The organism is Streptomyces sp. BYX5S, from assembly GCF_054724165.1.
The window spans coordinates 5,755,817-5,778,244 of sequence record NZ_CM138829.1 but is presented as its reverse complement, the minus strand read 5'-3'; the positions used below and the strand labels follow the sequence as shown (position 1 = coordinate 5,778,244).

Annotated in this window: 20 protein-coding genes; 16 read left to right on the top strand and 4 right to left on the bottom strand. The window is 73.4% G+C overall.

Translation table 11 applies throughout. The features are described from left to right. Nucleotides 1-43: 43 nt before the first annotated feature. From ACYBSK_RS26215 to ACYBSK_RS26165, 11 genes are all read left to right on the top strand, one after another. The gene (locus ACYBSK_RS26215) at nt 44-784 is read left to right on the top strand and encodes a class I SAM-dependent methyltransferase (RefSeq protein ID WP_460243580.1); all 741 of its coding nucleotides are present in this window, start codon (nt 44-46) and stop codon (nt 782-784) included. Nucleotides 785-986: 202 nt separating this feature from the next. Beyond that, a complete protein-coding gene (gene fes, locus ACYBSK_RS26210) occupies nt 987-2,324 on the top strand; it encodes an enterochelin esterase (RefSeq protein WP_460243579.1) in 1,338 nt (445 codons plus the stop codon). A 101-nt stretch (nt 2,325-2,425) separates the two neighbouring features. Then, nucleotides 2,426-3,259 (top strand): M55 family metallopeptidase, encoded by an 834-nt coding sequence (locus tag ACYBSK_RS26205; protein WP_457479680.1) that lies wholly within the window; start codon nt 2,426-2,428, stop codon nt 3,257-3,259. Further along, a complete protein-coding gene (locus ACYBSK_RS26200; protein WP_457479679.1) occupies nt 3,252-4,589 on the top strand; it encodes a M20/M25/M40 family metallo-hydrolase in 1,338 nt (445 codons plus the stop codon). Before ACYBSK_RS26205 ends, ACYBSK_RS26200 begins: the two co-directional genes overlap by 8 nt. An 86-nt stretch (nt 4,590-4,675) precedes the next feature. After that, on the top strand, nt 4,676-6,778 hold the full coding sequence (locus ACYBSK_RS26195; RefSeq protein ID WP_460243578.1) for a prolyl oligopeptidase family serine peptidase: 2,103 nt from the start codon (nt 4,676-4,678) through the stop codon (nt 6,776-6,778). Further along, nucleotides 6,775-7,710 carry a S66 peptidase family protein gene (locus ACYBSK_RS26190; protein ID WP_460243577.1) on the top strand — a complete coding sequence of 312 codons (936 nt, stop codon included), beginning with the start codon at nt 6,775-6,777 and terminating at the stop codon, nt 7,708-7,710. Before ACYBSK_RS26195 ends, ACYBSK_RS26190 begins: the two co-directional genes overlap by 4 nt. A gap of 241 nt (nt 7,711-7,951) precedes the next feature. After that, nucleotides 7,952-9,733, top strand: coding sequence for a CocE/NonD family hydrolase (locus ACYBSK_RS26185; protein ID WP_460243576.1), 1,782 nt, complete (start codon nt 7,952-7,954; stop codon nt 9,731-9,733). A gap of 114 nt (nt 9,734-9,847) precedes the next feature. Next, nucleotides 9,848-10,081 (top strand): LapA family protein, encoded by a 234-nt coding sequence (locus tag ACYBSK_RS26180; protein ID WP_457479675.1) that lies wholly within the window; start codon nt 9,848-9,850, stop codon nt 10,079-10,081. Between the two features lie 5 nt (nt 10,082-10,086). Continuing rightward, complete coding sequence (locus tag ACYBSK_RS26175) at nt 10,087-10,467, top strand: hypothetical protein (RefSeq protein WP_460243575.1); 381 nt, start codon at nt 10,087-10,089, stop codon at nt 10,465-10,467. A gap of 28 nt (nt 10,468-10,495) precedes the next feature. Next, nucleotides 10,496-11,029: a GNAT family N-acetyltransferase gene (locus tag ACYBSK_RS26170; protein WP_457479673.1), complete on the top strand. Its 534-nt coding sequence runs from the start codon at nt 10,496-10,498 to the stop codon at nt 11,027-11,029. A 77-nt stretch (nt 11,030-11,106) separates the two neighbouring features. Next, entirely contained in the window at nt 11,107-13,119 is a 2,013-nt protein-coding gene (locus ACYBSK_RS26165; RefSeq protein ID WP_460243574.1) for a DUF5107 domain-containing protein, read from the top strand. A 21-nt stretch (nt 13,120-13,140) separates the two neighbouring features. On the opposite strand, the gene ACYBSK_RS26160 is transcribed toward ACYBSK_RS26165, so the two are convergent. The 3 genes from ACYBSK_RS26160 to ACYBSK_RS26150 all read right to left on the bottom strand — a co-directional run bounded on the left by ACYBSK_RS26160 (nt 13,141) and on the right by ACYBSK_RS26150 (nt 16,664). Further along, nucleotides 13,141-14,454 carry an amidohydrolase gene (locus tag ACYBSK_RS26160; RefSeq protein ID WP_460243573.1) on the bottom strand — a complete coding sequence of 438 codons (1,314 nt, stop codon included), beginning with the start codon at nt 14,452-14,454 and terminating at the stop codon, nt 13,141-13,143. Nucleotides 14,455-14,553: 99 nt separating this feature from the next. Then, nucleotides 14,554-15,846 carry an amidohydrolase family protein gene (locus ACYBSK_RS26155; protein WP_460243572.1) on the bottom strand — a complete coding sequence of 431 codons (1,293 nt, stop codon included), beginning with the start codon at nt 15,844-15,846 and terminating at the stop codon, nt 14,554-14,556. Nucleotides 15,847-15,965: 119 nt separating this feature from the next. Further along, entirely contained in the window at nt 15,966-16,664 is a 699-nt protein-coding gene (locus tag ACYBSK_RS26150; protein ID WP_457479669.1) for a GntR family transcriptional regulator, read from the bottom strand. Between the two features lie 120 nt (nt 16,665-16,784). Between ACYBSK_RS26150 and ACYBSK_RS26145 the strand changes: the two genes are divergently transcribed. Beyond that, nucleotides 16,785-17,297: a DUF5709 domain-containing protein gene (locus tag ACYBSK_RS26145; protein WP_460243571.1), complete on the top strand. Its 513-nt coding sequence runs from the start codon at nt 16,785-16,787 to the stop codon at nt 17,295-17,297. 12 nt (nt 17,298-17,309) lie between these two features. Here the strand turns inward: ACYBSK_RS26145 and ACYBSK_RS26140 are convergent, their stop codons facing one another. Next, nucleotides 17,310-17,678, bottom strand: coding sequence for a VOC family protein (locus ACYBSK_RS26140; RefSeq protein WP_457479667.1), 369 nt, complete (start codon nt 17,676-17,678; stop codon nt 17,310-17,312). A 102-nt stretch (nt 17,679-17,780) separates the two neighbouring features. On the opposite strand from ACYBSK_RS26140, the gene ACYBSK_RS26135 reads away from it, so the two are divergent. From ACYBSK_RS26135 to ligD, 4 genes are all read left to right on the top strand, one after another. Next, entirely contained in the window at nt 17,781-18,128 is a 348-nt protein-coding gene (locus ACYBSK_RS26135; RefSeq protein ID WP_457479666.1) for a phage holin family protein, read from the top strand. A gap of 5 nt (nt 18,129-18,133) precedes the next feature. Further along, nucleotides 18,134-19,504: an NAD(P)/FAD-dependent oxidoreductase gene (locus tag ACYBSK_RS26130; RefSeq protein WP_460243570.1), complete on the top strand. Its 1,371-nt coding sequence runs from the start codon at nt 18,134-18,136 to the stop codon at nt 19,502-19,504. After that, on the top strand, nt 19,501-21,360 hold the full coding sequence (locus ACYBSK_RS26125) for a transketolase (protein WP_457479665.1): 1,860 nt from the start codon (nt 19,501-19,503) through the stop codon (nt 21,358-21,360). The genes ACYBSK_RS26130 and ACYBSK_RS26125 overlap by 4 nt, the downstream gene beginning before the upstream one ends. Before the next feature lie 186 nt (nt 21,361-21,546). Beyond that, complete coding sequence (gene ligD / locus ACYBSK_RS26120) at nt 21,547-22,410, top strand: non-homologous end-joining DNA ligase (RefSeq protein ID WP_460243569.1); 864 nt, start codon at nt 21,547-21,549, stop codon at nt 22,408-22,410. Nucleotides 22,411-22,428 lie beyond the last annotated feature (18 nt).

Genomic DNA, 22,428 nt, shown 5'->3' with positions numbered 1-22,428 from the left:
TAGACCGATCTGACATCTCGGTCGCCGCACCTGGGGAGGGTCCATGAGCGTGAGCGAGCGCTACAGGGGAGCGTGGGAGAGCTTCTGGGAGGATGCCTCGCCGGAGCCGGGAGGTGTCTTCTGGGACTCCGAGCCGGCGCTCGCGGTGGGCCTCCATCTCACCCTGTTAGAGCCGCAGTTGACGGCGCCCGGCCTGCCCCTGGTGGACCTCGGCTGCGGCAACGGCACGCAGACCCGCTTCCTCGCCGACCGCTACCCGAAAGTCGTCGGCGCCGACCTGTCGGCCGCCGCGCTCGACCGGGCCCGCGAGGCCGACCCGGCGGGGCAGGCCGACTACCGCGAGCTCGACGCCACCGACAAGGACCAAATGGGTTCGCTGCACGCCGAGTTGGGTGATGCGAACGTCTACATGCGGGGCGTGCTGCACCAGAGCGAGCCCGCCGACCGGCAACTGCTCGTCGACGCGATCGCGGCCCTCGTCGGCGAGCGCGGACGCGGCTTCCTGGTGGAGCTGTCGGAGCGCGCGCGGCCGATCCTGGAGGAATTCGCCGCGTCGCCCTCCGGCCCCCCGCCCAAACTGGGCGAGGTCTTCTCCCACGGCATCGCCCCCGGCGAGGTCTCGGACGACGCGGTCCCCGCATACGTCGCCTCGGCGGGCCTCACCGTCCTCGCCTCCGGCGAACTCCCCCTCCTGACGACGGACCACTCCCCGGACGGCACACGCATCGAACTCCCGGCGACATGGTTGGTCGTGGGCCATCTTTCGAGCCCGTCCGGCGCCTGAGGGGCGGGGCCGGGCCCTATCAGCCCCTGTGGCGCCCGAGGAGTGAGGCCCGGTCATTTCAGCCCCTCCGGCGATTGAGGAGCGGGGTCCGGGGCGGAGCCCCGCGTCGTCCACCACGCCGGGCGCACCCAGAACCCGACCGGCACTTAGCTTAGGCTAAGCTAAATACCCAACCCCAGCAGCGCGCAGAAGGCGGTGGACGATGCCAACCCCAACCGTGTCGTCCGACCTCGCCTGGGTCCCCGAACCCGTCCGCCCCACCCCCACCACCGGCCCCCGCCTCACCCGCCTCCTCGACGACCTCACCACCGCGGACGCCCCCCGCCGCGCGGCGCTGACCAGGGAGTTCTGGGCGGAGGTCACTCGGGACGGCATCCCTCTCGTCGAGCCGATCGAGGACGACCCCGACCACCACACGCTCACCTTCCTGTACCGCGGCCACCGCACCACCCGCCACGTACTCCTCTTCTCCAACCGCCTCACCGACCGCGCCCGCCTCGCCGACGGCCTGCTGCACCACGTCCCCGGCACCGACATCTGGCACCTCGGCTTCCGGCTCCGCTCCGACCACCGCGGCGCCTACCGGCTGGCGGCCGACATCTCCACCGGCGAGCGGCCCGCCGACCCCGGCCGTCTCCAGGCGTTCCTGCGCACGCTCCAGCGGTACGCCGCCCCGGACCCGCTGAACTCCCGCACCATCCCCTCCCGGTGGGGCGGCCCCGACAGCTCCGTGTTCGCGCTCCCGGACGCGCCCCGGCAGCGCTGGGAGGGCTGGGCGGGCCGGGCCCGCGCGGCGCCGCACGGCCGGGTCGAGCGGCAGCGCGTGCACAGCCCCGCCCTGGGCGACGAGCGCGACGTATGGGTGTACCTGCCGCCGGGCCACGGCCACCGGGACCTCCCCGTGGTGGTGCTCGGCGACGGTGACATGTGGCTCGACGGCATGGGGCTCCAGCACACCCTGGACGCGCTGATCGCCGACGGGGCGCTGCCGCCGCTGATCGTCCTCGCCCCCGACTCCGTCGACAACGCCACGCGCTGGCGCGAGATGAGCGGCCGCGACTCCTACGTCTCGTTCCTCGCGGACGACCTGCTGCCGTGGGCCGCCGGACGCTGGCCGCTCACCACGGACCCGCGCCGCACCGTCGTCGCAGGTCAGAGCCTCGGCGGGCTGACCGCCCTGTACGCGGGCCTGGTCCGGGCCGAGCGGTTCGGCAACGTACTCGCCCAGTCGCCCTCCCTGTGGTGGCACCCCGGCCTGCCGGTCGGCAGCGTGCCGCAGACCCCGGTCGTCGGTGAGCCGTGGCTCGTCGGGCGGTACGCGCAGGACGGGCCGCGCGAGCTGAACGTGCACATCGACGTGGGCCTCCACGAGGGCCCGATGGTCGGCTACTGCCGCGCCCTGCACGAGACCCTGCGCGCCGCCGGCCACCCGGCGACGCTGCGCGAGTTCAACGGCGGACACGACTACGCGTGCTGGCACGGCGCACTGCTCGACGCGCTCGCGGTCATACTGGCTCGGGGTGCCGCCGCAACGCGCTGACGAGCAGGAACTCGCCCAAGCGGGTGCCACATTGGTCTACACCCGTGGGAGTTATCCACAGGTCTGGTGCGGCCTGGCCGGATCCGCGTACGGTTCTGGCCATGAAGATCCTCATCAGCGCCGACATGGAAGGTGCCACGGGCGTCACCTGGCCCGCGGACGTCCTCCCCGGCACCCCGCAGTGGGAGCGCTGCCGGTCCCTGTTCACGTCGGACGTGAACGCGGCGGCGCTCGGCTTCCTCGACGGCGGCGCCGACGAGGTGCTGATCAACGAGGCACACTGGACGATGCGCAATCTGCTGCTCGAACAGCTCGACGACCGAGTGCAGATGCTCACCGGACGCCACAAGTCGCTGTCCATGGTGGAGGGCGTCCAGCACGGCGACGTCGACGGCATCGCGTTCGTCGGCTACCACGCGGGCGCGGGCATGGAGGGTGTGCTCGCGCACACCTACCTGGCGAACCAGATCACCGGCGTCTGGGTCAACGATGTGCGCGCCAGCGAAGGCCTGCTCAACGCGCACGTGGTCGCGGAGTACGGCGTGCCCGTCGTCCTCGTCACCGGTGACGACCACGCGTGCGACGACGCCCTCGGCTACGCCCCCGAGGCCCGCAAGGTCGCCGTCAAGGACCACGTCTCCCGGTACGCGGCCGTGTGCCGCACCCCGGCGCGCACCGCCGCCGACATCCGGGCCGCCGCCAAGGACGCCGCGTCCATCGCGGTGCGCCACGAGCCGGTGCAGGACGGCCCGTTCACGATCGAGGTGGAGTTCGACGCCGAGCACCTCGCCATGGCGTCGACCGTCGTGCCGGGCGTGCGGCAGACCGGCGAGCGCAGGATCGCGTACACGCACGAGACCATGTACGAGGGCATCCGCACCTTCAAGGCGGTCACCACGATCGCCTCGGCCGCGGTGGAGGAACAGTATGGCTGAGCAGTTGACGGGGACCGTCGATCAGCAGGCGCTCGACGAGGTCGTGACCTTCACCTCCGAGCTGATCCGCATCGACACCACGAACCGCGGCGGAGGCGACTGCAAGGAGCGGCCGGCCGCCGAGTACGCCGCCGAGAAGCTGTCCGAGGCCGGCCTGAAGCCGACGATCCTGGAGCGCACCGCGGGCCGGGGCAACGTCGTCGCCCGTATCGAGGGCACCGACCCCACCCGCGACGCCCTCCTCGTCCACGGCCACCTGGACGTCGTGCCCGCCGAGGCCGCCGACTGGAGCGTCGACCCGTTCTCCGGCGAGGTGCGCGACGGCGTGGTGTGGGGCCGCGGCGCCATCGACATGAAGAACATGGACGCGATGATCCTCGCGACCGTGCGCCAGTGGGCCCGTGTCGGGTTCCGACCGCGGCGCGACATCGTCATCGCCTTCACCGCCGACGAGGAGGCCAGCGCCGAGGACGGCTCCGGGTTCCTCGCCGACGAGCACCCCGACCTCTTCGAGGGGTGCACGGAAGGCATCAGCGAGTCCGGCGCCTTCACCTTCCACGACGGCAGTGGCAGGCAGCTGTACCCCATCGCGGCGGGCGAGCGCGGCACCGGCTGGCTGAAGCTCACCGCGCGCGGCAAGGCCGGCCACGGCTCGAAGGTCAACAAGGCCAACGCGGTCGCCCGGCTCGCCGCCGCCGTCGCCCGCATCGGCGAGTACGCATGGCCGGTGCGGCTCACCCCCACGGTGCGCGCCGCACTGACCGAGCTGGCCGCGCTGTACGGAATCCCGGCCGACGTGGACGCCCCGGACTTCGACGTCGACGCGCTGCTCACGGCGCTCGGCCCGGCCGCCGACCTCGTCGCACCGACGGTCCGCAACAGCGCCAACCCGACGATGCTGTCCGCCGGTTACAAGATCAACGTCATCCCGGGGGAGGCCACGGCGCACGTCGACGGGCGATATCTGCCGGGCGGCGAGGACGAGTTCAGGACGACTCTCGACCGGCTCACCGGGCCCGACGTCGACTGGGAGTACCACCACCGCGAGGTCGCGCTCCAGTCGCCGGTCGACGGGCCGACCTTCGCCGGGATGCGCGCGGCGGTCGAGGAGTTCGCGCCCGAGGGCCACGTCGTGCCGTACTGCATGTCGGGCGGCACGGACGCCAAGCAGTTCTCCCGCCTCGGCATCACCGGCTACGGCTTCGCCCCGCTCAAGCTGCCCGCCGGCTTCGACTACCAGGCGCTGTTCCACGGCGTGGACGAGCGCGTTCCGGTCGAGGCGCTGCACTTCGGCGTGCGGGTGCTGGACAGATTCCTGCGCACGGCCTGAACAACCACCCGTAGGACACGGACTAGGAAAAGATGGCGGACGCGAAGAACATGGGGGGCACCGGACAAATGCGGGGCGGGGACGACATGCTGCACACGCGAGAGTACGGATCCTGGCCGTCGCCGATCGACGCCGCCCTGGCGGCGGCGCACGACGGGCAGCCCGAGTACGTGGGATTCGTCGGCGACGAGGCCTGGTGGACCGAGCCGCGGCCCACCGAGGGCGGACGCCGCGCCCTGGTGCGCCGGCTGGCCGACGGCACGGAGCGCTCGGTGCTGCCCGAACCGTGGAACGTGCGCAGCCGCGTCATCGAGTACGGCGGCCGCCCCTGGGCGGGAGCCCAGCGCCCCGAGGGCCCCCTCGTGGTCTTCGTGAACTTCACCGACCAGCGCCTGTACGCCTACGAGCCCGACGTCCCCGGGGCCGCGCCGCGTCCGCTCACCCCCGTCTCGGCCGTCGGCGGCGGGCTGCGCTGGGTCGACCCGCAGCTGCACGTGGAGCGCGGCGAAGTCTGGTGCGTCCTGGAGGAGTTCACCGGTGAGGGCGTGGGCGACCTGCGCCGCGTCGGTGCCGCGGTGCCGCTCGACGGCTCGGCGGCGGAGGACCGCGCCGCGGTGCGCGAACTCACCGACGACGCGCACCGGTTCCTCACCGCCGCCCGCCTCTCGCCCGACGGACGGCGGGCCGCGTGGATCGCCTGGGACCACCCCCGGATGCCGTGGGACGGCACGGAGCTGCTGCTCGCGGAGGTCGCCGACGACGGCTGCTTCGGCGCCGCGCAGGCCGTGGCCGGCGGCGTCGAGGAGTCCGTCTGCCAGGTCGAGTGGGCGCACGACGGCGGGCTGCTGTACTCCAGCGACCGCAGCGGCTGGTGGAACCTGTACCGGCTCGACGTACGCGGTGGATGGGAGGTCCCGCCCGCCCCGGAGCGGGCGCCCAGAACCACCGACGTCCGCGCCGCGCCCGCCCTCACCGTCCCCACCACGCCGCAGGGCACCCTCGCCCCGCCGACGCTCGCCGCCGCGCGGCCGCTGTGCGCGCGCGACGAGGAGTTCGGCGGGCCGATGTGGAAGCTGGGACTCAGCTGGTTCAAGCCGCTGGAGGCCGGACTCGTCGCCGTCGTGCACGGCGTCGGCGCCACCGCGCTCGGCATCCTCGACCCGGAGACCGGCGAGGTCGTCGATGCGGCCGGCCCGTGGACGGAGTGGTCGGCCACGCTCGCCGTGCACGGCAGCCGCGTCGTCGGCGTCGCCGCCAGCCCGCGCACCGCGCCCGAGGTCGTCGAACTCGACACGTGCACCGGGCACACCCGCGTGATCGGTGCCGCGCACGACGACCCGGTCGACCCCGCGTACTACCCGGAACCCCACATCCGCACCTTCAGCGGGCCCGACGGACGCGACATCCACGCCCACGTCTACCCGCCGCACAACCCCACCCACGTGGCCCCCGACGACGAACTCCCGCCGTACGTCGTGTGGGCGCACGGCGGACCCACCGGCCACGCGCCCCTCGTGCTCGACCTGGAGATCGCCTACTTCACGTCGCGCGGCATCGGAGTCGCCGAGGTCAACTACGGGGGCTCGACCGGATACGGGCGCGAGTACCGCAACAGACTCCGCGAGCAGTGGGGCGTGGTCGACGTCGAGGACTGCGCGGCCGTCGCCCTCGCGCTCGCCGAGGAGGGCACCGCCGACCGCGACCGGCTCGCCATCCGCGGCGGCAGCGCCGGAGGCTGGACCAGCGCCGCCTCCCTGACCAGCACCGACGTCTACGCCTGCGGCACCGTCATCTACCCCATCCTCGACCTCACCGGCTGGGCCGAGGGGGAGACCCACGACTTCGAGTCCCGGTACCTGGAGACCCTCGTCGGACCGCTCGCCGACGTGCCCGCGCGCTACACGGAGCGCTCGCCCGCCGAGCACGCCGACCGGCTCACGGTCCCGTTCCTGCTGCTCCAGGGCCTCGACGACGTGATCTGCCCGCCGGTCCAGTGCGAGCGGTTCCTGGCGAGGGTGGAGAGCGAGGGGCGGCGGGTGCCGCACGCCTACATCGCGTTCGAGGGCGAGGGCCACGGGTTCCGCCGGGCGGACACGATGATCCGCGCTCTGGAGGCGGAACTCTCCCTGTACGCCCAGGTGTTCGGCCTTCAGGCGACCGGGGTCCCCACGCTGGAGCTGACCAAGTGACGTCGGCCGGAGAGCCGTTGCACCGTCCTCGGCGGCTCGCTCCCGGCGCGCGGGTCGCCGTCGTCGCGCCCAGCGGACCGGTCCCTGAGGCCGCGCTCCAGAGCGGCCTCGACATCCTGCGCGGCTGGGACCTCGAACCGGTCGCGGCGCCCCACGTCCTGGACCAGCACCGGGAGTTCGACTACCTGGCGGGAGCGGACGCGGACCGCGCCGCCGACCTCCAGCGGGCCTGGTGCGACCCGGACGTCGACGCGGTGTTCTGCGCCCGCGGCGGATACGGGGCGCAGCGGATGGTCGACCTGCTCGACTGGGAGGCGATGCGCGCCGCCGCGCCCAAGGTGTTCCTCGGCTACAGCGACATCACCGCGCTGCACGAGGCGTTCGCGGTACGGCTCGGGGTGAGCACGCTGCACGGGCCGATGGTCGCCACGGCCGACTTCCTGAAGAACCCGCGGGCGCAGGAGCACCTGCGGGCCACGCTCTTCAAGCCGGAGACGGTGCGGGTCATCGAGGCCGTCGGGGAGGCGGCCGGCGCCCTCGTGCCCGGTACCGCGCGCGGTGTCACCCTCGGCGGGTGTCTGTCGCTGCTCGCGGCGGAGCTCGGCACGGCGGGGGCGCGGGCGTCGGCGCGGGGCGGACTGCTGTGCCTGGAGGACGTGGGGGAGGACGCGTACCGGATCGACCGGTACCTCACGCAACTCCTGCGCGGCGGCTGGCTGGAGGGGGTGTCCGGCATCCTGCTCGGCTCCTGGGCGGACTGCGAACCGCTGCGCCCGCTGCTGCTGGACCGGCTCGGTGGGCTCGGCGTGCCGGTGACGGAGGACTTCGGCTTCGGCCACTGCGAGGGAGCGCTGACGCTGCCGCTCGGAGTGGCGGCCCGCCTGGACGCCGCCGCCCGCACCCTGACCCTGGACACCCCGGCCCTGACCTGACCGGCGGTATTCACAAACAAGCCGGGCACAATTAAGCCCCTGCGGCGCTTGAGCAGAGCGGGGTCCGAGGCGGAGCCCCGAGGCGTCCACCACGGTGGGGGCCTTCACCGAATCTCCGTCCGCCCCCGAAGACCCACCCGCGCACACCCATTGCCCCCCGCTGACACGTGCCACACGATGGCTCCGCGCTCACCGTTACCCGCCGGTACGCACCGTACGCACCCACTCCGTGGAGGTCGCCGTGCACAGATCCCGCATCCCGCTCGCCGCCGCCCTGTCCGTCGTGGCGGCAGCCACCCTGGCCGTACCCGCGGCCCAGGCGGACACGCCCACCGCCCCGTTCACGGTGACCCCGCTGAAGCTCACCGTCGACACCGGCGACCGCGACTGCACCGTGGACGCCGACCTCTACCGCCCCGCCGGGGTGGACGCCGCGCACCCCGCCCCCGCCGTACTGACCACGAACGGCTTCGGCGGCAGCAAGGCGGACGGCTCCACGGACGCGAGTGCCAAGGCGTTCGCGCAGCGCGGCTATGTCTCGCTCGCCTACTCGGGCCTCGGCTTCGGCTCGTCCGGCTGCCTGGTCTCCCTCGACGACCCCCGTATCGACGGCAAGGCCGCCTCCGCCCTGATCGACTTCCTCGCCGGTACCCGCGCCGCCGACGACGGCACGAAGATCGACTACGTGACCGCCGACAAGAAGGGCGACCCCCGCGTCGGCATGATCGGCGGCTCGTACGGCGGCGCCGTCCAGATGGCGACGGCCGCCGTCGACCACCGCGTCGACGCGCTCGTCCCGCTGATCACCTGGAACGACCTGGCGTACTCCCTCGACCCGCAGAACGCGCGGGGCCCCGGGGCCGCCGATGTGCCCGGCGCCTTCAAGTGGCAGTGGACCAACGGGTTCTATCTCATCGGGGAGGGCCAGCCCCTGCTCACTCCGTCCCTCGACCCGTCCCGGATCAACAAGCTCGGCTGTCTGCACTTCGTCGACGACGCCTGCGACACCATCCGCACCCTCAACTCCGGCCGCTACCCGGCCGAGGACACCGAGCGGCTCCTCGACTATGCCCGGAGCGTGTCCCCGGTGTCGTACCTGAAGCGGGTGAAGGCGCCGACGCTGCTCGTGCAGGGGCAGGCCGACTCGCTGTTCAACCTGAACGAGGCGCAGGCGACGGACGAGACGCTCACCGGGCAGGGCACGACCGCCAAGATGATCTGGCAGTCGTGGGGCCACAGCGGCGGCCTCACCGACCCGGCCGCCGGCGAACTCAACCTCTCCGAGGGGAACTTGGAGACGAGTTACGTCGGGCGGCGGGTGCTGGCCTGGTTCGACCGGTACCTGCACAAGAAGAGCGGCACCGACACCGGACCCGCGTTCGCGTACTACCGCGACTGGATCGCCGACCCGAACGGCACGTACGCGGAGGCGTCGAGTGTCCCCGCGCTGAACCGCACGCTGTACCTCTCCGGCGACGGAAAGCTCGTCGACAACCGAAAGAAGGTGGCCCGCGGCAGCCGCGAGTACCGCAACTGGCTCGTGCCCACCAGCCACTCCGAGTCCTCGCTCGCCGGGCTCATCGGCCTGAGCGACCCCGCCCCGTACGACACCAAGGGCACGTACCTCGACTGGACCACCGAGCCGCTGGCCGCCGCGACCGACGTCGTCGGGGCGCCGAAGGCGGGGCTCCGGGTGATCTCACCGAAGGCGGAGCGCACGCAGGGCTCCGGGGACGCGGCCGACAAGCTGGTGCTCTTCGCGAAGCTGTACGACGTGGCGCCCGACGGGTCGAAGACCCTGGTGCACCGGCTCGTCGCCCCGGTCCGCGTCCCGGACGTCACCCGCCCCTTCACCGTCTCCCTGCCGGGCATCGTGCACCGCTACGAGAAGGGGCACCGGATCCGGTTCGTGATCGCCGCGAGCGACGGCGCGTACGGCGGCAACAAGGGGATCAAACCGGTGACCGTCACCAGCGCGCCGGGCGACACCGGGACCGTGGAGCTGCCCGTCGTGCCCCAGTAGTCCGGTGGTCATCACCCGGACGGGCCCCTGACCTGTGCGTTCGTGCCGTCTGGCCGGACATGCTGGGCGGGGAGGCGGCAACGGCCTCCGGGGGATCGACGGAAGGGTCCATCGGTGAGCCCCAAAGGCAGTGCAAGCTCGAAGAGCGGCTCCGCGCTCACGCCGGCCAGGATTGGCGTGCTCGTCCTCGCCGTCCTCGGCCTGGTCTTCATCTTCGAGAACACCCGGCACGTGAAGATCCGGCTGCTGATTCCCGAGGTCACCGTGCCGTTGTACCTGGCGCTGCTGGCCACCGCGGTCATCGGCGCGATCTGCGGGGGCTACTTCGTGGCGAGGAGACGCAAGTGAGACGAGTGGCGACAGTGACAGCGGCCGGGGCGGTACTGGCCCTGACGGCGGCGACGGCGTCGATGACGGCGATGGCTCCCGCGGCCTCGGCGGCCTCCCCGGCGCCCCGGGCCGCGGTGGAACCGGCCGCTTCGGCGGCCGCCGCCGGTGGGCAGAGGATGCCGGATTTCCGGGGGCGCGGGCTCATCCGCGTGTTCTCGGGTGTGGACTACCGCACCAAGGTCGAGGTGCGTGACATCGGCGGCGGGCATCGCAATGTGCTGTGGCCGCCGAGCTGGAAGGTGTGCGCCCAGTACCCGGCCGCCGGCCAGGAGATCGGGGACCGGACCGTGCGGGTGGGCGTCGTGAAGCACGGTGAGAAGTGCCCGCCGGGCGCGACGGTGTAGCTGCCGCAGGGGCTCATAGGGTGGCCGGATGATCGACTACGTCGCCACCGGGCCCCGCGTGGGCATACGTCCCTACTCCCTCGACGCGGCGGATGTCGCGGAGTTCACCGCCCGTGCGCGCGAGAGCGTGGAGCTGCACCGGCCCTGGCTGTTCCCGCCGACCACGGACGGGACGTACACGGAGTACGCGGGGCGGCTCATCGAGGATCCGACCCGGCACGGGTTCCTGGTGTGCGAGCGGGACGGTGGGGCGATGGCCGGGTTCATCAACATCAACAACGTCGTGCTGGGGGCGTTCCGCTGCGGGGCGCTCGGATACGGGGCGTTCGCGCATGCGGCGGGGCGGGGACTGATGTCCGAGGGGCTCGCTCTTGTGGTGCGGCATGCGTTCGGGCGGCTCGGGCTGCACCGTCTGGAGATCAACGTGCAGCCGGGCAACGTGGCGTCCGTCGCGCTGGCCCGGCGGGGCGGATTTCGGCGGGAAGGGCTGTCGCCGGACTTCCTCTTCATCGACGGGGCGTGGCGTGACCACGAGCGGTGGGCGATCACGGCGTCGAGCTGAGTTCATGGGGCTGGGAATGGCGGGTTTGGGGAATCCTGGTCAGGGGGCGGGGTGCGCCCCGTGGGAGGGGAGGCGTGGTGGCCGGGATACGTCGTGCGGTGCTGACTCTGCCGGGGGCGGGGTTGGGGGTGGACAATCCGTTGGCGGCGTTGCGGCCGCTCGACGAGATGCACGAGGTCGACGAGCGGGCGAAGGAGGGGATGCCGCTCGACATGGCTCGGCAGGTCGGGTACCAGCCGCTGCGCAGTGTGCTGCCCGAGCGGATCCGGGACGGCTACGGCCGTGAGCGCGGGCCCGTCGACCTCGACACGATCGTGCTGGAGAACGAGCGGCTGCGGGTGACCGTGCTGCCGGGGCTCGGCGGACGCGTGGCGTCCCTGTTCCACAAGCCGACCGAACGTGAACTCCTGTACCGCAACCCCGTGTTCCAGCCCGCCGACTTCGCGCTCAACGGCGCCTGGTTCTCCGGCGGCATCGAGTGGAACATCGGCGCGACCGGCCACACCACCCTGTCCTGCGCGCCGCTGCACGCCGCCCGCGTGACCGCCCCCGACGGCGGGGAGATGCTCCGCCTGTGGGAGTGGGAGCGACTGCGCGACCTGCCGTTCCAGGTCGACCTGTGGCTCCCGGACGGTTCCGACTTCCTCTACGTCGGCGTCCGCGTCCGCAATCCGCACGAGAGGCCCGCGCCCGCGTACTGGTGGTCCAACATCGCGGTGCCGGAGGAGCGCCGGGTGCTCGCGCCCGCCGAGGAGGCGTGGCACTTCGGGTACGAGCGGAGGCTGCGCCGCGTACCGGTGCCGGAATCCGGGGGAGTGGACCGGACGTATCCGCTGAACAGTGAGTTCCCCGCCGACTACTTCTACGAGGTCGAGGACGGGCGGCGCCGCTGGATCGCCGCGCTCGACGACGCCGGGCACGGCCTCGTGCAGACGTCGACCGATCCGCTGCGCGGGCGGAAGCTGTTCCTGTGGGGCAGCGGCACGGGTGGGCGGCGCTGGCAGGAGTGGCTGACCGAGCCGGGCACGGGCGGCTACTGCGAGATCCAGGCGGGGCTCGCGCGGACGCAGTTGGAGCACGTGCGCCTGGAGGCGGACGGCGAGTTCAGCTGGCTGGAGGCGTACGGGCCGCTGGCGGCGGACGCCGAGGCCGTGCACGCCGCGGGCGAGGAGGGTTGGGGGCGCGCGGTCGGGGAGGTGGAGCGACGCCTTGAGGCCGTACTCCCGCGGGCCGATGTCGACGCCGCGTACGAGGCGTGGCGGGCCTGCGCCGACGTCGAGCCGGGGGAGCGGCTGGCGGTCGGCTCGGGGTGGGGAGCGCTCGAAGTGCTGCGCACGGACGCGAAGTTGACAGGTACGCCGTTCGAGGAGTCGACGCTCGGGGAGGCGCAGGCGCCGTGGCGGGAGCTGCTGGAGACCGGGGCGTTCCCGGAGCAGCGGCGGGTCGGCCCGCCGGGGCCCACGCTGGTGGCTCCGCCGTGGCGGGACATGCTGGAGACGGCGCCGGCGAGGCCGCTGTCCGAGTACCACCTCGGGGTGGCGCAGTGGCATGCGGGGGACAGGGCGCAGGCTGTACGGAGTTGGGAGCGCGGCCTCGAACTGGCGCCCTCGCTCTGGCCGTTCCTGCGGTGCCTCGCCGTGGCGGATGTCGTGGACGGACACACCGAGCGCGCCGCGGACCGGTACGCGGAGGCCTTCGACGACCTGTGCGGGGAGCGCCGCGACGAGGGTGAGGCGTGGCGCGCTGTGACGGCGGCGCTGGGCCGCGAGGCGATCGAGGCGCTCTTGGCGGCGGGCCGGGCCGAGGCCGCCCGCGGCGTGTGGGACCGCCTCCATGCACAGACGCGCCGACGGGGGCGGTTCCGGTTGATCGAGGCGCAACTGCTGTGCGTGGAGGGCGAGTTCGACGCGGCGCGAGCCGTCTTCGACGCCGGGTTCGAGGTGGCGGACCTGCGGGAGGGCGCCGAGACGATCGGCGACGTGTGGGCGAAGGTGGCGCGCCCGGACGAGTCACTGCCGGACCACTACGAGTTCCGCATGCGTCCACCCGCACCCACGGGCCCGGACCGGGAAGACCCCCGCGGCGACTGAACGGCGGGGGCCCCGTGGCGTTTACGTCAGGGCGCCGTCCCGCGCCACCACCCGGCCCCCGTGCACCACCACGTCCCGCCGCGGCATGTCCACCACGACCTGCGGCACGCACTCCCCGTGCACCAGCACGAAGTCCGCCGGATCACCGTCCTTGAACTCGACCCGCGGCAGCGCCATCACGTCCGCACCGCCGTGCGCCCCCGCCGTGTAGCAGGCGGTCAGCTCGTCGTCGAGCCGCACATCGGTCACCCAGCCGAGGATGTGCGCTCGGTGCAGCATGTCGGCGTTGCCGAACGGGCTCCACGAGTCGCGCACCCCGTCGGACCCGAGCCCGACCCGCACCCCGTGCTCCTTCAGCCTGGCGATGGGCAGCACCAGCTCCGCGCTCGGCGCCACCGTCGTCAGGGCGATGTCCAGCTCCGCCAAGTCGCTTGCCATGGAGTCCAGTTCGGCGTCTCCGAGAAGCGGCAGGCAGAAGACGTGACTGACCGTCACCTTGCCCCGCAGCGACAGCGCCTTCGTGCGCTCGACGATGCCGCGCAGCACCTTCGTGCCCTTCTCGTCGCGGTCGTGCAGGTGGATGTCGACCCCGACGCCGTACCGGTCCGCGAGGTCGAAGACCAGGTCGAGCTGTTCGTCCATGGCCTGGTCGAAGCTGATCGGGTCGATGCCGCCGATCATGTCGACGAGCCCGTCGCGCGCAGCGGCCCGCAGCAGCTCCGCGGTGCCGGGCGTGCGCACCACACCGTGCTGCGGGAACGCCACGATCTGCACGTCCAGCGCGTCCGCGAGCCGGTCCCGGGCCTCGGCCACGCCCTCGACCCCGGCCAGGCCGTAGGCGGGCGCCACGTCCGCGTGCGCCCGCATGGCGCGCGTCCCGCGGGTCACGGCGTGCGCCATCAGGCCGTACGCCCGCTCGCCGACGGGCCGTTGCTGCGTACGGAACACCTCGACGTCCTGGGCGCAGTAGTCCGCGATGCCGTTCGCCGGCCCCCGCGAGATCCAGTCGCTGCCCCAGGTCGTCTTGTCGGGGTGGATGTGCGCGTCCACCAGGGACGGCAGCGCGATCCGGCCGCCGCCGTCGACGATCCGCGCGTGCGCCGGGGCGGGCGCGTCCGTGAACCGGCCGTCGACCACGGTCAGATCCACGGACTCGCGGGCGCCGAAGGGGCGGACGTCGCGGAAGACCACGGCCCTGCCGGGGCGCCGGTCCGCACCGGCCCCCGCCCGCGCCTGCGCCTGTGCCTGGGCGGGCGCCGCCGTCGTACCGAGCGCCGCGCCGCCGAGCGAGGCCGCGCCCGCGAGGACACCGCGCCGGGACAGGGGAGGAGTCATGCCGTTCTCCTTCATTCGTGGGGAAACGCGAGGGGAAACGCCAGGGGAAACACCGGGGGGAGGGCGGCCCGTGCGGACCGGACCGGGGAGGGCGGAGCGTCAGAGCGCGATGCCCGAACGCACCACGCCCACCGGCGACTTGAGGACCGTCACGTCCGCCAGCGGGTCGCCGTCGACCAGCAGCACGTCGCCCGCGCCGCCGCGCGTGAGGCGGCCCACCGTGTCGTCGAGGCCCAGCAGGCGCGCGGCGCCGGTCGTCGCCGTGCGGATCGCGTCGAGCGCGGGCAGGCCCGCCGACACCATCAACTCGACCTCGCGGCCGATCGGTTCGATGTCGCCGCCGGAGGAGTCGGTGCCCGCCGCGAGCGGCACACCCAGCTCGTGCGCGGCGCGGACCGCCTTCTTCAGCACCGGCAGATACGCGCGGCCGCGCTCGGCGAGGACCGGGTCGTCGGACTCGGCGAGGCCCGCGATGGCGGTGAGCGTGGGCGTGAAGTACGTACCCCTGCGCCGCATCTCGTGCAGCGTGCGCTCACCGACGAACGCGCCGTGCTCCAGGGAGCGGATGCCCGCCCGCACCGCGTCGTCGCAGCCCTTCTCGCTGTAGCTGTGGCACAGCACGCCCTTGCCGCCGCGCTTGGCCGCGGCCACCACCTCGGAGAGCTGCTCGTACGAGTAGACCTGGGCCAGGGGGTCCTGCTCGGGCAGGCCCGCGCGCTCGTTGACGCGCGTCTTGACGACGTCGGCGCCGCGCCGGAGGTTCACCTCGACGACGCGGCGCAGCGCCTCGGCCGAGCGCACCCCGTCCTTGAGGCGGGCGAGCGGGGTGAGGTCCGGGTCGCCGAGGACCGTGTCGCCGAGGTCGGGCGTGACGAAGACGCCCGCGGCCCGCAGGCGGGGCGCGAGTTCGGGGGCCTGGCGGGCCAACTCCCGTACGGCGATGTCCTGGTAGAAGTTCGTGGAGCCGCTGCGTGCGCTGGTGGCGCCCTTGCGGACGGCGTCCTTCGCCTCGGCCGCGGTGTTGAGGTGGATGTGCGCGTCGACGAGTCCGGGCAGGATCCACCGGCCGTGCGCGTCGAGGCGCGGCGCGTCCTCGGGGACGTCCACGCGGCGGCGGGCACCGGCCGCGCGCACCACGCCGTCGCGGATCACGACGACCGCGTCCTCGGTCACCGCGCCGGTCGCCGGGTCCAGCAGGGTGCCGCCCTCGACGACCAGGTCACCGGCGCGGGGCGCGGTGGCCGGACGGCGCGCCCCGGTCCCGGCCGAGGCGGCGGCCGCGGACGTGGCGCCGGCGAGGGCGGTCGCGGTGCCCGCGAGGACGGCGGACGCGGCGAGGACGCCCCGGCGGGTCAGTCGGCTGGACGGGGGCTCGGCGGGCTCGACGCACATGGGGGCTCCTGGTGAGGGGCAGGGCGGAAGGGCTGGCCCGACTTTTTGTATACCAAGAGGAAGCGCACGACAAGATCGGCTCGGAAGCGTGCGGCTTTGGTGGCGTTTTGTGAGGTGGTTCAGTCGCTGTCGGTATACAAAGCGGTGTCGCCGAAGAGGGAGCGCAGCGCCACCGCCCGGCTGTCACGGACGTGCAGCAGCGTGCTCGCCACCGCCAGCTCCTCGTCGCCCGCCGCGATGTGCCGGTAGATGTCCGCGTGCTGCGCCCGCATGTGCTCCGGCTCCTCGCGCAGCCCGAACAGCAGCTGCAACTGCCAGCTCAGCTGCTCCATCGTGCGGGAGAGCAGCGGATTGCCGCCCAGCGCCACGATCTCCTCGTGGAACGCCGTGTGCGCGGCCACCTCCCGCGGCCCCTCGTCCGCCGCGGCCGCCCGTTCCGCCCGGTCGAGGCAGGCCCGCAGCGCGTCGAGGGACGGCGGCTCCGGCGCCGCCACCGCCCGCGCCGCGAGCCGCGAGGCCTGCACGGCGAGCGGCTCCCACACCTCGTACAGATGCCGGACGTCGGCCCGCTCCAGGCGGCGCACCCGCACCCCGCTGCGCGGCAGCAGTTCGAGCAGGCCCTCCGCGACGAGCGCGCGCAGCGCCTCGCGCACCGGCACCCGCGACATCCGCAGCTCCTCGGCGACCTCCCGCTCCACGAGCCGCGCGCCCATGGGGTAGCGGCGGTCCACGATGCGCTGCCGCACCGCGTCCCGCGCCTGCGCGCTCAGGGACGCCTTCCCCTGCCCCTCGACCGACCCCGCCGTACTGCCCGCCACGTGCACCGTCCTTCGCCCGTCGTGCTCCGGGCGAGGATACGTGCACCGCAGGAGTTTCCCCGCGTCACTCGGGGCACCCGGAGGGCGACCCGCACGGCCCGTCCGCAGGAGAGGGACACCATGACGACCAGGCCGCACGACCCGGGAGCGCACCCGGAGGACGAGGGGATGCCCGATCTCCAGGACGGCACCCCCGGGCAGCAGGAGTCCGAGGACCCGCAGCGGCTGCCCGTGCCGGGCGACGCCCCCACCGTCGCCGAGGAGCGCGACACGACCGTCGACGAGGTGATCGCATCGCGGCCGCTCGACGACCGGCTCGCCGACGAGGCACCGGACGTCGGCCCCGAATCCGGCCTGGGGGAGCCCTCGCCCAAGGCGGGACTGCTCTACGACGAACCCGATCCGGACCTGCCGCGCGACCAGGACGTGTACGCGCAGGAGGGCAGCGATGTCGGGCTCAGCGCCGAGGAGGACGCGGTGCGGATCGCCGACGACGAGGAGTTCGGTGTCGGCGACGAGCTGGTGATCGACGACGTGGAGGCCGATCTGCTCGCCTTCGACCAGGAACCGGTCGACGAGCTGGTCCTGGAGGACGACGACGAGGACGACGAAGAGGACGACGACCTGCCGTAGGGCGTCCCGGCGTCAGGCCTCCGCGCCCTCCGCCGGCGCGTTGCGGTCCACGTACTCGAAGACCGAACCGTCCGGGTGCAGCGCGATCAGATTGCGGCCCGCCGGCGTCGGCACCGGGCCCGCGATGACCTTGGCGCCGGAGGCGGTCAGCACCGCGTTCGCCTCGTCGACGTCGGGGACCGCGATGGTCGCCGACACCTTGCGCAGCACGTCCAGCTCCGCCTGCGGCCCGCTCATCAGGAGGAAGCAGCCGACCGCGGCCACCGAGACCCCGCCGCGCTCGAACCGCAGCGCTCTGCCGCCCGTGAGGTTCTCGTAGAACGCGACCGAGGACTCCAGGTCCTCGACGCAGATGCGCAGCGTGGTTCCCAGGATCTCCATGGCAGGAGCCTAGTCGGCCGGGCCGCGGGTGCGTGATCGTTTCGCCGAAGCGGACCGTGCGGCTCCTCGTTATGAGGTCCGGTGCCCGGGTACCCGGCGCGCATGATGAACCGCATCGACGAGCAGCTGACCGACCAACTGACCGGGCAGGTCACGCGGGCCGTCCGCGAGGCGTTGCGCGAAGAGTTCACCGGGGCCCTGCGGGCCCAGCGGCGCAGGGCCGCCCTGTACGCGGGCGCCGGCGCCGCCGCCCTGTACGCCGGGGCCGCGGTGGCGCTCGCGCTCGGGCTCGTCCTCGGTCTCGGCATGCCGGACTGGGGCGCGGCCCTCGTGGTCGCCGTCGTGATGGGGGTGGCGGCGTACGCCCTGCGGACCGCGGCGCGCCCCGGACGGCCCGCCGCGCCGACGGCGCCCCCGATGCCGACCGAGCCGCCGAAGGCAGGAGCGTGAGCGCCGTGCGCCGAGCCCGAGTGGTGATCGTCGGCGCCGGGTTCGCCGGCTACCGGGCCGCCCGGACGCTGACGCGGCTGGCCCGGGGCGCCGCCGATGTCACCCTGCTCAACCCCACCGACTACTTCCTCTACCTGCCCCTGCTGCCGCAGGTGGCCGCGGGCTCCCTGGAACCGCGCCGGGTCACCGTGTCGCTGTCCGGGACGCTGCCGCACGCGCGGCTCGTGCTCGGCGAGGCCGACGGCGTCGACCTCGACGACCGCGTCGTCTCCTACACCGACCCCGAGGGCGGCCGCGGCACCCTGGAGTACGACCGTCTGATCCTGGCCGTCGGCAGCGTGAACAAGCTGCTGCCGGTGCCCGGCGTCGCCGAGCACGCGCACGGCTTCCGCGGCATGCCCGAGGCGCTGTACCTGCGCGACCACGTCACCCGCCAGATCGAGCTCGCGGCGGCCGCCGACACCCCCGAGGAGTGCCGGGCCCGCTGCACCTTCGTCGTGGTCGGCGCCGGCTACACCGGCACCGAGGTCGCCGCGCAGGGGCAGCTGCTGACCGACGCGCTCGTGAAGAGGCAGCCGCTGCGGCGCGGCATCCGCCCGCGCTGGATGCTGCTCGACATCGCCCCGCGCGTCCTGCCCGAACTCGACCCGCACCTGTCCCGCACCGCGGACAAGGTGCTGCGCGAACGCGGCGTCGAGGTGCGGCCCAAGACGTCCGTCAAGGAGGCCACGAAGGACGGGGTGCTCCTGGACAACGGCGAGTTCGTCGACACCCGCACGCTCGTGTGGTGCGTCGGCGTCCGCCCCGACCCGCTCGTCGCCGACCTCGGCCGGCCGCTGGAGCGCGGACGCCTCCTCGTCGACCCGTACCTGAACGTGCCGGGTCACCCCGAGGTGTTCGCCTGCGGTGACGCCGCCGCCGTGCCCGACCTGGAGAAACCCGGCCAGTACACGCCGATGACGGCGCAGCACGCCTGGCGGCAGGGGCGCGTCGCGGGACTCAACGTCGCCGCGTCCCTCGGCAAGGGCGAGCGCCGCGACTACCGGCACAAGGACCTCGGCTTCACCGTCGACCTCGGCGGCGTGAAGGCCGCCGCGAACCCGCTCGGCGTCCCGCTGTCCGGGCCGTTGGCGGGCGCCGTCACCCGCGGCTACCACCTGGCCGCGATGCCGGGCAACCGGGTGCGGGTCGCCGCCGACTGGCTGCTCGACGCCGTACTGCCGCGCCAGGCCGTCCAGTTGGGCCTCGTCCGCTCCTGGTCGGTGCCGCTCGAATCGGCCTCGCCCGAGCTGGCCCGCGTACCCGACGACAGCGACAGCAAGAAGCCCCGAACCGAGCCGGAGCAGAGCGAGCCGGACCAAGGAGGTGCCTCGTGACCACCACGTACAGCGACACCGAACTCCAAGCCCTCGGGCAGCAGTTGAGGGTGGACGCGGTGCGCGCCGCGGACGCCGCGGGCTCGGGACACCCGACGTCCTCGATGTCCGCCGCCGACCTGATGGCCGTCCTCCTCGGCCGCCACTTCCGCTACGACTTCGACCGGCCCGCCCACCCCGGCAACGACCGCTTCGTCCTCTCCAAGGGCCACGCGTCGCCGCTCCTGTACGCCGCGTACAAGGCGGCCGGCGCCATCAACGACACCGAGCTGCTCACCTTCCGCAGGCTCGGCAGCCGCCTTGAGGGCCACCCGACGCCGACGGCCCTGCCCTGGGTCGAGACGGCGACCGGCTCGCTCGGCCAGGGGCTCCCCGTCGCGGCCGGCATCGCCTGGTCCGGCAAACGGCTCGACCGGGTCGGCTACCGGGTGTACGCGCTGTGCGGCGACAGTGAGATGGCGGAGGGCTCGGTGTGGGAGTGCGCCGAGTACGCCGGACACGAACAGCTCGACAACCTCACCGCGATCGTCGACGTCAACCGGCTCGGCCAGCGCGGACCCACCCGCCACGGCCACGACCTCGACGCCTACGAACGCCGCTTCCAGGCCTTCGGCTGGCACACCGTCGTCATCGACGGCCACGACGTCGCCGAGATCGACCGCGCCTACAACGAGGCCGCCTCGACCGTCGGCAAGCCCACCGCCGTCATCGCCCGCACCTACAAGGGCAAGGGCGTCGCGGCGGTGGAGGACCGCGAGGGCGCGCACGGCAAACCGCTGCCCGACGCCGCCGAAGCCATCGAGGAACTCGGCGGCGACCGCGGCGTACGCGTCGAGGTGAAGCCGCCGCCCGCCGCGCGCATCCTGCACGCGGTCCGCAGCGGACGCCTCGAACTGCCGCGCTTCGACGTCGGCGACGAGGTCGCCACCCGCGACGCCTACGGTCAGGCGCTCACCGCCCTCGGCTCCGCGCGCGGCGACGTCGTCGCGCTCGACGGCGAGGTCGGCGACTCGACGCGCACCGAGATGTTCGCCAAGGAGCACCCCGAGCGGTACGCCGAGTGCTACATCGCCGAACAGCAACTCGTCGCCACGAGCGTGGGGTTGGGCACGCGCGGCTGGCTGCCGTACGCGTCGACCTTCGCGGCGTTCCTGACCCGCGCCCACGACTTCATCCGCATGGCGTCCGTCAGCGGGACCGGCATCAACCTCGTCGGCTCGCACGCGGGCGTCGCCATCGGTGAGGACGGCCCCTCCCAGATGGGCCTGGAGGACCTCGCCATGATGCGGGCGATCCACGACTCGACGGTCCTGTACCCGTGCGACGCCAACCAGACGGCCCAGCTCGTGGGCCGCATGGCGGACTTGACCGGGATCCGCTATCTGCGGACCTCCCGCGGCGCGTCTCCCGTGATCTACCCGCCCCACGAGGACTTCCCCGTCGGCGGCAGCAAGGTGCTCCGCTCCGGGGACGACGACCGGGTGACGGTCGTCGCGGCGGGCGTCACCGTCCACGAGGCGCTGAAGGCGGCGGACGAGCTGGCGGCGGCGGGCATCCCCGTGCGCGTCATCGACCTGTACTCGGTCAAGCCCGTGGACCGGCGCACCCTGCGGGACGCGGCGCGGGCCACCGGGTGCCTGGTCACGGTGGAGGACCACCGGGAGCAGGGCGGCCTCGGGGACGCGGTGGCCGAGGCGTTCTCCGACGCGGAGCCGGCGCCGCGGATGGTGCGGCTCGGGGTGCGGACGATGCCGGGGTCGGCGGGGGCGGAGGAGCAGTTGCGGGCCGCCGGGATCGACGCGGCGGGCATCGTCGCCGCGATCGCCCTCCTCACCGAACACGCCATCACCCCCTGACCGGCACCGCGCCCTCACCCCCGGGGCTCCGCCCCGGACCCCGCGCCTCAAACGCCGGCGGGGCTGGATCTGCTCAATCGCCGCAGGGGCTTGAATTTCAAGCCCCTGCGGCGATTGAGCAGCGGGGTCCGGGGCGGAGCCCCGGGGGTGTCACGACGGTGCGGCGCAACACGAAGGAGGTCCACGATGAACGTGGAGATTCAGCGCCCCGACAAACCCCTCTTCCCGGGCATCACCAAACGCGACCTCGCCGCCTACTACCGCTCCGTCGCCCCCCACATGCTCCCCCACCTCCGCGACCGCCCCCTCATGCTGGAACGCCACCCCGACGGCCTCGAAGGCCCGAGGTTCATGCAGAAGAACACCCCGGACCACTACCCGGAGTGGATCCACCGCGTGGAGGTGCCCAAGGAGGGCGGCACCGTCACCCACACCGTGTGCGACGACACCGACACCCTGCTGTTCCTCGTCGACCAGGCCGCGATCACCCTGCACCGCTGGCTGTCGCGCGCCGACGACATCCACCACCCCGACCGCCTGGTCTTCGACCTCGACCCCACCGTCGACGACTTCGAGACCGTGCGCGAGGCGGCCCGCCTGCTGCACGCGCTCCTCGACGAACTGGGCCTGCGCTCGGCCCCGATGACCACCGGCTCCCGCGGCGTCCACGTCGTCGTCCCCCTCGACCGGAGCCAGGACTTCGACGAGACGCGGGACTTCGCGCGCCAGGTCGCCGACACCCTCGCCGAGGAGCACCCCGACCGGCTCACCACGGCCCCGCGCAAGAAGGACCGCGGCGACCGCCTCTTCCTCGACGTCCTGCGCAACGGCTACGCCCAGACCGCCGTCGTGCCCTACACGGTGCGCGCCAGGCCCGGCGCCCCCGTGGCGACCCCCCTGACGTGGCGGCAGCTCGGCTCGCCCCAGGTGGACGCCCGGCACTGGACCGTCGCGAACGCGGTCGAGCAGGCCCGCACCGACCCCTGGAAGGAGCTGCTCGGCCGGGGCCACTCGCTCGGCCCGGCCTGGCGCAAACTCCGTAGCCGGTAAGCGAGTTGAGGTTTGTAC